Here is a 12,158-nt window from a genome sequence, read left to right on the forward strand (position 1 = left end):
GCCATGAGCCTCTACCACGCCGTCGAAACCCTGCTGGTCCCGCTGATCGTGCTGGCATGCGCGGTGTCGGTGGCATCGCGCTACGCGCCGCGCACGCGCGAGCGCATCAAGGCCGGACTGGCCGCGCGCCTTGGCGGCCAGTCCGCCATCGGCTGGCGCGCGCGCATGGTGCGCTGGCTGGCGCCACAGGCCGCGGCCGGCTGCGCCAGCGGCTGCGACGACGGCGGCTGCAATACCTGCGCTTCCAACACCACCGGTGCTGCGGGCACGCCGGACAAACCCGCCGAACAGGTCATCCAGCTGGTGCGCAAGCGCTGATTCCCGCGCTCGGACGCCCGCTTTTCCCCTTCGAATTTCTACGCAGAAACGGGTACGCTCCGTGGCGTTGTCACGTCCGTAGCGGCCGTTCCACGCGATATGTCTTGGCCGATTGGCCGCAATTTGCACGCCCCGGCAGGCTCGCGAAGGGCACTCCCCGCATGGCGTCCATGCACGCAGAAACGGGTACGCTTTGCTATTTCGCCCAAGCTGCCACCCTTGCCTTTGGCCGCTCGGCCAAGCAAGAAACGGGCGTTGAGAAGCGTGCGGAAGTCATGTGCGGATGGTCGCCGGCGATCACGCAGAAATGGGTACGCTCGTCGTCCGCCCTTCTCCGTCACCGGCACCGCAAATGCAGAACGCCCTCCTGAGGAGGGCGTTCCTTGCTGCGGGATTATGTGGTTTTGCTTGTTACTTGTTACTTGACCGTGCCCACCAGCTTCAGCGTCATCAGCTGATTATTCGCGACGTTGGTGCAGCTCACCGTCAGCGTGAAATCGCCGGTGGCCGTCCCTGTCACGATCTGCTGGTTCGGCCCGACGCCGGAGCCGCCCAGCAGCACCGGACCGGTCGAAGTCCAGGTCCAGCCCGTGCATGCGCTCGAAGGCGTGTCATTGCCAAAGTTCTTCAGGCCCACGGTCACCGGAATGGGGATGCCGATCATCGTCAGCACGAGCGGTTGCTGGACATCCGGCATCAGCGTCCACTCGGGGTTCTCCACCACGTTGAGGGTAGCGGTCGGCTTGGCTGCCAGCTTGGTACTGGCCGCCGTCACCGTTAGCGTGCCCTGAGTCGGGCCGGCGCCCTTGGCAAGGCTGGTGCTGACGGTCACGTCATGCGTACCCGCAGCTTCGGCAGCCGACAGCGTCGGCGACGTCGCGGCATACGTCCAGGTACCGTCGAAGTCCGCGGTCACGTCCTGATCGTCGTTGCGCAGCACGCGGGCGGTGAACTTGGCCGGATAGGTGCTGAGGACCTGCAGTGCGTTGACCGGGTCGCCGTTCTGCGTCGTCACCACGCGGTACGTGGCGCTGCCGTTCTTCTGCACGGTAACGAAGATCACGCCGCCGAGCACGCGGCCATCGGGCGCCGTTACCGACACCGACACATCGGCCGTGGCCGCTGCCGTGGTCGAGCTGTTCGTGGCTTTCAGCGAAGCGCTGTTCAGGTTCGCCGTGACCTGCACCGCTGGGCCGCTGCTGGCCCAGGCCCAACCGCTGCCATTGGCGGACACGTCGTTGCCGTTGTTGTCGACCAGCGATACCTTGACCGGAAGCGTCTGGCCATCGGTCATCGACAATGAGGTGTTAGGCACCGACAGGCTGTAAGTCGTAGCCGATGCCGGGACCACCGTGATGGTCGCGGCCTGGGCAGGCAGTTGCACGGTCGAATTGTCGGCGGCCTTGACGGTGGCCACGACCTGCACCTTGGTCGTACCGGTATTGACGCCGGTGACCACCGCATTGCCGACCGTCGCGGTGCTGCCGACAACGGACGCCACGGCGTTATCCACGGACGTCCAGGCAAAGCTTGTCGATGACGTGACATCGTTGCCGTTGCTGTCGACAGCAACGGCACTGATCGTGATCGTCCGGCCAACGCCGACCTCGGCGGTGGTGATGTTCAGTTTTGCTGCGTAGTTCACGGTCGGCGCCGCGGCCGGCGTCGAGTTCGATCCCCCTCCTCCGCCTCCGCACGCCGCCACGAGGAATGTCGCCGCCGCGCATACGAGCCCGCCAAGCCAAGTTCTTGCCTTCATGATGGTTCCCCCCTGAGTCATCTGCTTTTTCCCGCGCTACCAGCCTATGCGGAACGGCGGCGGGACAGTACCGGCCAGACGGCTGAGCGCTGGCGCACATAGATGGGGAATCTCATCCTTTGGCAGAGGCTGCGCCGGCCACCGGTGTCCTTCGCACGATCAACCACCACCGGAGACGGGGGATATCCCATCCCTTTGGATCAGAGGGCAATCCCGCAGGCGATGGCCGGCGCAACAGGTCGGAAGCAGGGGGAACGGACAGGAAGGTATGCGAAGAAGCGGGAACGGGCGGTGCGCCGGCCGCGCCGTCGATGGCGCCATGAAAGAGAAAACCGGTGTGCCCCGCCCCCACGGGGCACACCCGGAAAGACGTCCTGGCGGACGCCCACGACATGCCTGGAACCGGCCGCCACGGTGGCCATGAAGCGACGATGAGGCAAAGGTTAAGGCGGCCCGTGCGGCCGCGCCACGAATAAATCCGCATGTGTTTAGAAGGCGCGGCCGCGCGTGGCCGATGCCGTCTGCGCGCGCAAGGCGGCTGTGGCGCCATCGCGACGACCCTACACGCGATAGGGTCGGCCTTGTCCGCGGTCAATGTCCTGGCATGGCTGGTCGGCCAAACTGGCGGCGATTTACTACCAGACCAAAGCAAGAAACCATGAACAAGCTCTCTCTCCTGACCCGGGTCACCTGCACTGCCATCGCCGCGTTTGCCATGTTCGGCGCCGTCTCCACGCCCGCCTTCGCCGCCGACGGCGAGACCCAGGGCAACTGGATGGTGCGGCTGCGCGCCACGTACCTCGACATGGCCGACAAGTCCGATGCCATTCCCGCGCTGGGCGTGCCGTCGGATGCCATTACGGTCAACAACAAGTGGATTCCCGAGCTCGACGTCACCTACTTCTTCACGCGCAATATCGCTGCCGAACTGGTGCTGACCGTGCCGCAGAAGCAGGACGTCTACCTGAACGGCAACCGCATCGGCACCTTCAAGCACCTGCCGCCCACGCTGCTCGTGCAGTACCACTTCCTGCCGGAAGGCACCTTCCGTCCGTACGTGGGCGCCGGCCTGAACTTCACGCGCATCTGGGGCGCCGACATCGCCAACAATACGCTGCAGCTCGACAGCTGGAGCGTGGCACCGGCGCTGCAGATCGGCATGGACTACAAGCTGACCAAGAACTGGTTCCTGAACGCCGATATCAAGAAGGTCTGGCTCAGCAGCGACGTGAAGGCCGGCGGCGAGAAGATCTCCAAGGTCAATCTGGATCCGTGGCTGTTCAGCATGGGTGTAGGCTACCGGTTCTGACCGGATCTTGCCCTGACGAAAAAGGCCAGCGCTTTGGGCGCTGGCCTTTTTCTTTTTGCGAAGCCACTGGCCGGACTGTCCGGCCAGTCATTCACCGGAACGCGGGCTCGTCGAAGCTGCGCAGCTTGCGCGAATGCAGTTGCTCGACACCGTTCTCGCGCAGGATGCGCACCGCTTCGAGGCCGATGGTCATGTGCTGGCTGACGCGCTGGCGATAGAACGCATTGGCCATGCCGCGAAGCTTGAGTTCGCCGTGCAACGGCTTGTCCGAGACGCACAGCAGCGTGCCATATGGCACGCGCAGGCGGAAGCCGTTGGCCGCCACGGTCGCGCTTTCCATGTCGATCGCAATCGCGCGCGACTGGTTGAAGCGCGCGTACAGTGCCTTGGATTTCAGCTCCCAGTTGCGGTCGTCGGTGGAGACCACCGTGCCCGTGCGCATGCGCGTCTTCATCTCGCCACCCGACAGGCCCGTCACGCGTGCCACCGCTTCCTGCAGCGCCACCTGGATTTCCGCGATCGGCGGCACGGGGACCCACGGCGGCAGGTCGTGGTCGAGCACGTGGTCGTCTCGCACATACGCATGGGCGAGCACGTAGTCGCCAAGCTGCTGCGAGCGCCGCAAGCCGCCGCAATGGCCGATCATGAGCCAGCAGTGCGGACGCAGCACGGCCAGGTGGTCGGTCATGGTCTTGGCATTGGACGGACCCACGCCGATGTTCACCAGCGTCACGCCGAGCTTGTCCTCGCGCACGAGGTGGTAGGCCGGCATCTGCGGCAGCGCGCGCGGGCGCGCGGCGTCGTCGGGCTCGGCGCCGCCAAGCTCCTGCATGACGTCGCCGGGTTCGACGAAGCGCGTGTAGCCGCCACCGTCGCTGCTGGCCATCAGCGAACGGCCAAGCGCGATGAATTCATCGACGTAACGCTGGTAGTTCGTGAACAGCACGAAGCGCTGGAAATGCTGTGGCGCGGTGCCCGTGTAGTGGTACAGGCGCTGCAGCGCGAGGTCCACGCGCTCGGCAGGGAACAGCGACAGCGGCCACGCCTCGCCGGGCACCGGTTCGTAGGTGCCGTTGGCAATGGAATCGTCGATGCGGCTCAGCTCCGGCAGCACGAAGGACACTTCGAGTTCGCGCGCCTGGGTGTAGCTGATGTCGGTCGTGGAAGCTTCGATCACGAACGGCAGCGGGATCGGCCGGCGGCTCAGGCCCACCACCACGGGCACGCGGTGATAGCGCATCAGCCGTTCGATCTGGTCGCGGTAGTAATCGGCGAGCAGGTCGGGGCGCGTCACCGTGGTGCCATAGACGCCGGGATAAGCCACCGTACCCCATGACGGCCGGCTGTCGGTCACCATGGTTTCGATGTTCACGGAAATGCCCAGGTACGGGTAGCACGCATGGGCCGCCGAGGGCAGCGGCTTGCCGCTGGCGAACGCGTCGAAGCGCGCGCGCACGGCGCTGACCGAAGCGCTGTAGATCTCCTTGATGCGCGCCAGCGCAGCGTCGGCATCGGAGAATTCGGCCAGCTGATCGGCCGGGTGGGCAGAAGAGAAGATCGGGGCGTTCATGGAAGCCATCATACCGCGCTGCAGCGCGAGCGGCGTGCTTGCTGCGTCGGCGCCGCGTATGTGCGGCGGCAAATTGACGTGTGTGCCCCTGCTCGCTAAACTCCGCCAATTGCGCGGCCGGGCTTCCCGTGCCGTACTCGACTCGCGGCACCCCCCGGCAGTGGGGCGGCGAGGGCCGTACACGCTTTTGCTAGGGGAGCCGCCGATGGAAATCCGTAATGTGTTGCCTGGAGACATCGAGGCTGCCCGGCAACTACTGATCGCCAACGGCTGGAACAACCGCGTAGGCAGCGCCGAACGCTTTGCACGCCTGGTCGCCAATTCGCAGCGCGTGGTGGTGGCCGTGGACAAGGGTGAAGTCATCGGCTTTGCACGCGCGCTGTGCGACGACGTTTCCGATGGCTTCCTGTCGATGATCGTGGTGGCCCCGAACTACCGCAGGCAGGGTATCGGCCGGGCGCTGGTGCGCCAGGTCATGGGCAACGATCCCGACATCATCTGGGTACTGCGCGCCGCGCGCTCGTCCGAAGCGGCATTCTTCGGCCAGCTCGGTTTCACGCCGTCGATGGTGGCCATGGAGCGCCGCCGGCCCTGAGCCTGCTGGCGCCCGGGCAATCAACGCCCTCACGCCGTTCTACTGCGCGCCCATCTTCCTGCGCATTTCCTCCACGCTTCCGATCTGCCGGAACAGCGGCCCGCCAGGCGCGAATCTGTCCGCGCTGGCCAGCGGCCCCACCACGACCGGTTCAAACCCCGCATCACGCACGAGCTGCTCCGCCACGCGCAACGCGGCCGCGTCGTCGCCGGCAATCGGCACGGCAACACGATCGCCCTGGCGATGGTGTTCTTTGGCGAAGTTCGTCGCCCCCATGAAGTTGAACGCGCGCACCACGCGCGCGCCAGCCAGGTACTTGCCCGTGGTAATGCCAATGCCATTGCGCTGCGCCTCGTCGGCGATGGCGCCGTCGCGCTGTGCAATCGCATTGGTCGCATCCAGCACGATCTTGCCTTTCCACGCGCCCGCGTTCTCCTCGCTCAGTTGCGGCAGCGCGTTGTAGGGCGTGGCGAGGAACAGCACGTCCGAGAACGCGATGGCATCGGCCACCGTTCCCGCGCGCGCCAGCGGCCCGAGTTCGTCGACCAGTCCTTTCAGCGACTCGGGATGCCGCGAGGAAAACAGCACCGGATGGCCCGATTTCACCCACAGGCCACCGATGGTTCCCCCGATCCGGCCCGAGCCAATCACGCCGATCTTCACCGGCTGGCCGCTGCCACGACTGCCGGTGCCGCCGCCCTGCGCGCATGCGCCAAGGCCCGGCACGGCCAGCGTCAGCATGGCAATGGCGCCGGCGCCGAGCAGGCGGCGGCGGCGGCCGGGGTCGGCGACAGGTTCGGTGATCGGCATGGGCGGCTCCTGCTGGTTCGGGATTCGGGGAATTTCGGAGTAGGCAACGCCGGGCGCAACCCCAGGGCCACTTGAAAACTCTAGGCAAAAATTGCGGATAGTGGCGGACAGGCCGCCGTTGCAGCTTGGCAGTACCGGACCGCTGGACTAGATTAGGTAGCATTTGCGCCACTCGAAGTCATCCGCGACCGTGCCTGCGCGACGCAGCGCAACAAGGGGACCCCATGGCCCGACGCCGTTGCCGCACTCGTCCTCTCCGGGTGGTGCCCTGCCTGAGCGCGCTGGCACTGTCCGCGCCCGGATCTGCGGCGGCGCAGCAGGCTGCCGGCGAAGCCGCCGCTGACCAGGTCCGCAATCTGCGCGAGGTAACGGTCGTCGCGCCTACACCGCTGCCAGGCTTCACGATCGAGCGGCAGGCTTTTGCCGGCAACGCGCAGACGGCTACGGACGGTGACCTCGAGCGCGTCAAGGCACCCAACCTGACGGCCTTCCTGGCCGAGACCATGACCGGCGTGGTGGTCAATGACGCCCAGGGCAATCCATTCACACAGGACATCCTCGAGATCCCGCGGTTGCGGGACAGCAGTACGCCTATATCGTGAAGCAGCTCGAAGACTTCCGGGCCAAGCGCCGCACCAACGATGCGGGCAACATGACCAGCGTCTCGCGCAACCTGAGCGACGACGATATCCGCAACCTGGCGAGCTACATCACGAACCTGAACTAGTTTTTCGGCGCCAGCAGATCCTCGCGGACCGGCCCGTATTCGACCGGTACCCACTCATACCCAGCCGTCTCCCGCCGCACGTGCCCAAGGCCCGGGAACGGCAGGTGCGCACCGCCCACCCACAACCTGCCCTTCGCCGCATCGGCAAAGATCCGGCTGCGCGTGATGGCCGCGGCGTGGCTGTCGACATCGAACTCCATCGACACCGACGGGCGGCGGAACTGCACGGCATGGTTGTGGACGATATCTCCCCACAACAACAGGCTGGTCTTGCCCGAGGTGAACAGGTAGCCGGTGTGGCCCGGCGTGTGGCCATAGGCTGCCACGGTACGAACCCCGGGTACGGGCTCCGCGCCGGTGACCGCATCGAAGGTGCGGAAGCGGTTGGCGGCCTGGTACGGCGCCACGGCATCGCGCGCCATGCCGAACAGCGCCTGGCTGTCTTTAGGGGCGGCAGCGGCATTGGCCTCGCTGAGCCAGTAGTTGGCATCCGACTTGTCGACGTAAACGGTGGCGTTGGGGAACACCGCCTGGCCGTTGGAGGCGAGTCCGCACGCATGGTCGCCGTGCAGGTGCGTAAGCAGCACGGTATCGACCTGTGCCGGCTCGTAGCCCGCCGCGCGCAGGTTGTTGACGACCTGGCCCAGCGTCGGGCCGAAGCAGCTAGCCGTGCCGGCATCGACGAGTACGAGGTTGCTGCCGGTGTTGACCAGATACGCGTTGACGGCGGTCTGCATGCCGGGCGTCGAGGCCACGAACATGCGCGCGAGCAACCGCTGCACTTCACGGGCGCTCGTGTACTTGAAGAGCTTCGGATCGAGGTCGATGTAGCCGTCGTACAGCGCCGTCACCTCGAACTGGCCGACCATCATGCGGTAGAAGCCGGGCGCCTGGGTCTTGACCTGCGCAGGTGGTGCCGCGTGCGCGGTGGGCACCGCTTGCGGCATTACCATGCCGGCGAGGACGGCCGCAGCCATCAGAGAGCCGGCAAGTCGAGGGGTCAATGCATTCGGCAGCTTCATGTCACGTTCCTGTTTTTCGATTCGCGTTCTGGACGCAAGCGGCTGGAATGACCGGTCTGGCGCGAAAGAGCATCGTGTCAGTCGGGCGAACGCGTATCTTAAGGCGTGACAAGGGCTAGCGGTAAGCCCGAAGGCAAAAGCGTACCTACTTCTGCGTAAGAAAAACGGGGCCGTCGGCCCCGTTGCAAGCGCAATTGCGGCTCCGGCCTATTCAGGCTGGATATTCGCGGCCTTGATGATGCGGCCCCATTTTGCCGATTCCTGCTGCTGGAAGCGGGCCAGTTCGGCGGGCGTGCTTGTAAACACTTCGGTGCCGGTGCCCTGATAGAAGCTCGCCGCCGTGTCGCTGCGCGCGGCCTTCACCAGCATGGCGTTGAGCTTGTTTACCACCGCCGGCGGCGTACCCGCCGGCGCGTATGCCGCGAACCAATAGCTCATCTCATAGCCCTTGACGCCTGCCTCGTCGATGGTCGGCACATCGGGCGCCAGCGGCGAGCGGGTCTTGCCGGACACGCCGAGCGCGCGCAGCTTGCCGCTTTTAACCTGCGGCAGGCCGGTCGCGGTGTCGGTGATCATCATCTGGATCTGGTTGCCAAGCAGGTCGGTCACGGCCAGCGGGTTGCTCTTGTAGGGCACGTGCAGCAGTTCGACATGCGCCATCTGCTGGAACAGTTCGCCCGCGATGCGCGACGACGAACTGCCGCTGCCGAAGCTGAGCTTGCCCGGCTGTTTCTTTGCCAGCGCGATGAACTCGCCCACCGTCTTCGCCGGCACCTGCGGGTTCACGACCATGATCTGGCCGCCGCGGCCGAGCGCGGTAACGGGCGTGTAGTCCTTGACCGGGTCGTACGGCAGCTTGCGGAACAGATGCTCGTTGGCGGCGTGCGTGGTGTTGGTGGTGATGAGCACGGTGTAGCCGTCGGGGCTGGCCTTGGCGACGTCGCTGGCGGCAATGAAGCCGTTTGCGCCTGGCTTGTTGTCGACCACCACGGTGACCTTGCTGTCCACGGTTACGGCCTGCCCGACCGCGCGGGCGAGCTGGTCGGTGGCGCTGCCGGCGGCAAACGGCACCACGAAACGGATCGGCTTGTCGGGGTACTCGGCGAAGGCCTGGGCCGCGGGCAGCGCGGTCAGGGCGAATACGGCGGCGGTCAGGATCCTGTGGATTCCAGGCATGGATGTCTCCTGTTGAAGGGTCTTATTGATGGTGAAACCGGCAAACGTGTGCAAATGTGTGTTTACGCGCCCGCAGCAAGCAGTCGCGGCGGCAACGGGATCGACAACTGCAGCACGCGGAACGACAGCGCCTTGCCGTGTGCGTCGAGGTTCAGCGCATCGTTGACGCCGCCGTCGAGCACGCCGTCGATCACGAAGTTCATCGCATGCAGCGACGGCACCAGGTAGCGTGCGACGGCGGTCGGCTGGCGGTCGCGGAACAGCGCGCGCACGGCGTCTTCGGTGACATGCTCGACGAGGTGCGCGAAGTCGCGCGCGTCGTAGGCGATCACGCTGATGTTGGAACGGTTGCCCTTGTCGCCGGTGCGGCCATGGGCGAACTGGTAGAGCATTGCGGTGGCGGTCATGTCGGGGCTCCGCTCAGTCGATGAAGGTATGGCCCGGCGTCACCGCATCACGCGGGACCAGGCAGGACATGGCGTTGAGGCGGGCGCGCTGCGCGGTGCGTACGCCACCGCCGCCCGCGGGCCCGCACGTGTACAGCGCGTTGACCTCGCGCAGCAGCGCCTGGGCGACTGCTGCATCCTCGTGCGACAGCGCGGCGCGCAGGCGCACGTCTTCGGCAGCGGCTTCGTGCGGTACGGGCTGCGCGAGCATCCGGCCCGCATCGTCGGCGAGCACGCTGAGCACACCGATCAGGTCGAAGCGGATTGGCACGTCATGCCCGAGCAGCGCCATGCGCTTGCGCAAGATATCGGCCGCCAGGCGCGCGCGCGCGGCGGCATTGGGGCCGGCGTAGGAGATCTCGCCTTCCGCCATCCAGCCGCCATGGAAAAAGAGGTTGGCCTTGAGCTGTTCCGGCCGCGCATGGCCGCGCACGTTGCGCACCGCCACGCGATCCGGCCCGAGCTGCGCCACGGTGACCTCGCTGATGTCGGCCACGACATCGGGCGTCAGGTACGCGGCAGGATTGTGGACCTCGTACAGCAGTTGCTCCTTGACCGTGCGGAGGTCGACACAGCCGCCCGTGCCCGCCGCCTTGAAGATCTCGATGCCGCCGGTCTCGTCGAGCTGCGCGATCGGAAAGCCGACTGCATGGACATCCGGCACGTCCTTCATGCCGGGATCAGCGAAGTAGCCGCCGGTGACTTGCGCGCCGCACTCGAGCAGATGTCCTGCCATGGTCGCCGCAGCCAGGCGGTCCCAGTCCTGCCAGGACCAGCCGAAATGCGCCATGGCCGGGCCCACGGCGAGCGCGGGATCCGCCACGCGGCCGCAGACCACGACCTGTGCGCCGGCCTGCAGCGCGTCGGCAATGCCGCGTGCGCCGATGTAGGCGTTGGCGCAGACGAAGCGCGCTTCGGGAAAGGCCGGGCCGACGATATCGCGCAGCAGCGCGCGGCCGGCGTCATGCGAGAGGTCATCGCCCTCCACCACCGCCACGCGCGGTGCCGGCAGTCCCAGCTGCTGGGCAAGCTCCCGCACACGGGCTGCCGCGCCGCGCGGGTTGGCGGCGCCGAAGTTGCCGATGATCGGAATGCCGTTGGCCAGGCAGAGGCCGAGCACGGGCGTCAGCAGCGCGTCGAGCAGCGGCTCGTAGCCGGCCGCAGGGTCGTTGCGCCGGGCCAGTTGCGCGAGCGCCAGCGTGCGTTCGGCCAGGGTCTCGAAGATCAGCGCGGCCGGCCCGCCTGCGGCGATCAGGGTGCGCACGACGGGCAGCGCGGCATCGGTGCGATCGCCGGAAAAGCCGGCGCCGGAGCCGATCAGCAAGGGAGCGGTCATGGTGTCTTGGGCGGGTTGGTCGGTGTTCCAGCTCATTCTAGGTGCGGATCAGTCAACCAAAAAACGGATTATTTAGATTAATCTAGCGAATCTCCCGATGAATTCGCCGGGCCGGCATGAACCTTTCCGTCAAACACCTGCGCGCCTTCGTGGCGCTTGCCACCCACCGCAACTTCACGCGCGCCGCGCGGGCGTGCCACCTGTCGCAGTCGGCGTTCAGCGCGCTGGTCCAGACCCTTGAGGAACAGGCCGGCAGCCGCCTGTTCGAACGCACCACGCGGCACGTCGAACTGAGCGCCGACGGCGTGCGTTTCGAGGAAACCGCGCGGCGCCTGCTCGCCGATTTCGAGGCCGCCTTCGAGGACCTGCGGGCCCACGCCGAGCGCCGCAAGGGCCGCGTCAGCATCGCGGCACTGCCTTCGATCGCGGGCGGGGACCTGCCGCCGTTGCTGGCCGCGTTCCGGCAGCGTTATCCGGGCATTGCACTGGAGTTGTTCGACCAGCTCGCCGATGGCTGCATCGACCTGGTACGGCGCGGGCGCGCCGACTTTGCGCTGGCGCCCGCGCCCGCCCAGGACGATGACCTGCGTGTCGAGCCCCTGGTGCACGACACCTTCCACCTGGTCTGCCCGACCACGCACGCACTCGCGCGCAAGCGCCGCATCACGCCGCAGATGCTGGCCGGCCAGCCGTTCATCCATCTTTCGCGGACCAGCAGCGTGCGCCAGCACCTGGACGCCGCGCTGCATCCGCTCAAGCTCAGCAGCGTGATGGAAGTGGAGCACCTGGCCACGGTCGCCGCGCTGGTGCAGGCCGGCCTGGGCGTGAGCGTGGTGCCGTCGCTGGCGCTGTTCCAGTTCCAGCGGGACGGCCTGGCGGTCCGGCCGCTGCAGATGCCGTCGCTGGTCAGGGACATCTGCCTGGTGCGGCTACGCGAGCGTGGCGACTCGGCCGCGGCGGCGGCGATGATCGATTGCCTGCATGAGCACTACGGCCGCCGGCGGGTTTGAGCGTACGCAGAATTGGGTACGCTTTGTGTGATCTGGCAGCGCGAACCGCCTTGTCCGGCGCGGCCGATACGGCAGGGCGA

General features: G+C 66.7%; 12 protein-coding genes and 1 pseudogene. 6 read left to right on the forward strand and 7 right to left on the reverse strand.

Annotation, left to right across the window (positions count from 1 at the left end):
- Nucleotides 1-3 precede the first annotated feature (3 nt).
- Nucleotides 4-318, forward strand: coding sequence for a DUF6587 family protein (locus tag KHO41_RS10335; RefSeq protein ID WP_211953187.1), 315 nt, complete (start codon nt 4-6; stop codon nt 316-318).
- A 418-nt stretch (nt 319-736) separates the two neighbouring features.
- On the opposite strand, the gene KHO41_RS10340 is transcribed toward KHO41_RS10335, so the two are convergent.
- Complete coding sequence (locus tag KHO41_RS10340; RefSeq protein WP_211953188.1) at nt 737-2,077, reverse strand: hypothetical protein; 1,341 nt, start codon at nt 2,075-2,077, stop codon at nt 737-739.
- A gap of 658 nt (nt 2,078-2,735) precedes the next feature.
- Here KHO41_RS10340 and KHO41_RS10345 point away from each other — a divergent pair.
- A complete protein-coding gene (locus KHO41_RS10345) occupies nt 2,736-3,386 on the forward strand; it encodes an OmpW/AlkL family protein (RefSeq protein ID WP_211953189.1) in 651 nt (216 codons plus the stop codon).
- Between the two features lie 91 nt (nt 3,387-3,477).
- Here KHO41_RS10345 and KHO41_RS10350 read toward each other — a convergent pair whose 3' ends face one another.
- Nucleotides 3,478-4,965: an AMP nucleosidase gene (locus KHO41_RS10350; protein ID WP_376989872.1), complete on the reverse strand. Its 1,488-nt coding sequence runs from the start codon at nt 4,963-4,965 to the stop codon at nt 3,478-3,480.
- Between the two features lie 196 nt (nt 4,966-5,161).
- On the opposite strand from KHO41_RS10350, the gene KHO41_RS10355 reads away from it, so the two are divergent.
- Nucleotides 5,162-5,551 (forward strand): GNAT family N-acetyltransferase, encoded by a 390-nt coding sequence (locus KHO41_RS10355; RefSeq protein WP_041680327.1) that lies wholly within the window; start codon nt 5,162-5,164, stop codon nt 5,549-5,551.
- Between the two features lie 39 nt (nt 5,552-5,590).
- Here KHO41_RS10355 and KHO41_RS10360 read toward each other — a convergent pair whose 3' ends face one another.
- A complete protein-coding gene (locus tag KHO41_RS10360) occupies nt 5,591-6,361 on the reverse strand; it encodes an NADPH-dependent F420 reductase (protein ID WP_211953191.1) in 771 nt (256 codons plus the stop codon).
- Nucleotides 6,362-6,585: 224 nt separating this feature from the next.
- Between KHO41_RS10360 and KHO41_RS10365 the strand changes: the two genes are divergently transcribed.
- Nucleotides 6,586-6,963: a hypothetical protein gene (locus KHO41_RS10365; protein WP_244873781.1), complete on the forward strand. Its 378-nt coding sequence runs from the start codon at nt 6,586-6,588 to the stop codon at nt 6,961-6,963.
- A pseudogene (locus tag KHO41_RS10370) lies at nt 6,927-7,088 on the forward strand (c-type cytochrome); the annotation flags it as partial. The gene KHO41_RS10365 and the pseudogene KHO41_RS10370, both read left to right, overlap by 37 nt.
- On the opposite strand, the gene KHO41_RS10375 reads toward KHO41_RS10370, so the two are convergent.
- From KHO41_RS10375 to KHO41_RS10390, 4 genes are all read right to left on the reverse strand, one after another.
- On the reverse strand, nt 7,085-8,110 hold the full coding sequence (locus KHO41_RS10375) for an MBL fold metallo-hydrolase (RefSeq protein ID WP_211953192.1): 1,026 nt from the start codon (nt 8,108-8,110) through the stop codon (nt 7,085-7,087). The pseudogene KHO41_RS10370 and the gene KHO41_RS10375 overlap by 4 nt on opposite strands.
- A 207-nt stretch (nt 8,111-8,317) precedes the next feature.
- Nucleotides 8,318-9,286 carry a Bug family tripartite tricarboxylate transporter substrate binding protein gene (locus KHO41_RS10380; RefSeq protein ID WP_211953193.1) on the reverse strand — a complete coding sequence of 323 codons (969 nt, stop codon included), beginning with the start codon at nt 9,284-9,286 and terminating at the stop codon, nt 8,318-8,320.
- Between the two features lie 62 nt (nt 9,287-9,348).
- Nucleotides 9,349-9,693, reverse strand: coding sequence for an AtuA-related protein (locus tag KHO41_RS10385; protein ID WP_211953194.1), 345 nt, complete (start codon nt 9,691-9,693; stop codon nt 9,349-9,351).
- A gap of 13 nt (nt 9,694-9,706) precedes the next feature.
- On the reverse strand, nt 9,707-11,068 hold the full coding sequence (locus tag KHO41_RS10390; RefSeq protein ID WP_211953195.1) for an acyclic terpene utilization AtuA family protein: 1,362 nt from the start codon (nt 11,066-11,068) through the stop codon (nt 9,707-9,709).
- A gap of 116 nt (nt 11,069-11,184) precedes the next feature.
- Between KHO41_RS10390 and KHO41_RS10395 the strand changes: the two genes are divergently transcribed.
- Nucleotides 11,185-12,078 (forward strand): LysR family transcriptional regulator, encoded by an 894-nt coding sequence (locus tag KHO41_RS10395; protein WP_211953196.1) that lies wholly within the window; start codon nt 11,185-11,187, stop codon nt 12,076-12,078.
- The last annotated feature ends 80 nt before the right edge of the window (nt 12,079-12,158 follow it).

It is taken from the genome of Cupriavidus numazuensis (assembly GCF_905397435.1).
Classification (GTDB): Bacteria; Pseudomonadota; Gammaproteobacteria; order Burkholderiales; family Burkholderiaceae; genus Cupriavidus; species Cupriavidus numazuensis.

Excerpts from the sequence above, each read along its gene's own strand:
- KHO41_RS10390 (WP_211953195.1), bottom strand. The coding sequence starts at position 11,068 with ATGACCGCTCCCTTGCTGATCGGCTCCGGCGCCGGCTTTTCCGGCGAT.
- KHO41_RS10360 (WP_211953191.1), bottom strand. The coding sequence starts at position 6,361 with ATGCCGATCACCGAACCTGTCGCCGACCCCGGCCGCCGCCGCCGCCTG.
- KHO41_RS10365 (WP_244873781.1), top strand. The coding sequence starts at position 6,586 with ATGGCCCGACGCCGTTGCCGCACTCGTCCTCTCCGGGTGGTGCCCTGC.
- KHO41_RS10340 (WP_211953188.1), bottom strand. The coding sequence starts at position 2,077 with ATGAAGGCAAGAACTTGGCTTGGCGGGCTCGTATGCGCGGCGGCGACA.
- KHO41_RS10345 (WP_211953189.1), top strand. The coding sequence starts at position 2,736 with ATGAACAAGCTCTCTCTCCTGACCCGGGTCACCTGCACTGCCATCGCC.
- KHO41_RS10355 (WP_041680327.1), top strand. The coding sequence starts at position 5,162 with ATGGAAATCCGTAATGTGTTGCCTGGAGACATCGAGGCTGCCCGGCAA.
- KHO41_RS10350 (WP_376989872.1), bottom strand. The coding sequence starts at position 4,965 with ATGGCTTCCATGAACGCCCCGATCTTCTCTTCTGCCCACCCGGCCGAT.
- KHO41_RS10380 (WP_211953193.1), bottom strand. The coding sequence starts at position 9,286 with ATGCCTGGAATCCACAGGATCCTGACCGCCGCCGTATTCGCCCTGACC.
- KHO41_RS10395 (WP_211953196.1), top strand. The coding sequence starts at position 11,185 with ATGAACCTTTCCGTCAAACACCTGCGCGCCTTCGTGGCGCTTGCCACC.
- KHO41_RS10375 (WP_211953192.1), bottom strand. The coding sequence starts at position 8,110 with ATGAAGCTGCCGAATGCATTGACCCCTCGACTTGCCGGCTCTCTGATG.
- KHO41_RS10385 (WP_211953194.1), bottom strand. The coding sequence starts at position 9,693 with ATGACCGCCACCGCAATGCTCTACCAGTTCGCCCATGGCCGCACCGGC.
- KHO41_RS10335 (WP_211953187.1), top strand. The coding sequence starts at position 4 with ATGAGCCTCTACCACGCCGTCGAAACCCTGCTGGTCCCGCTGATCGTG.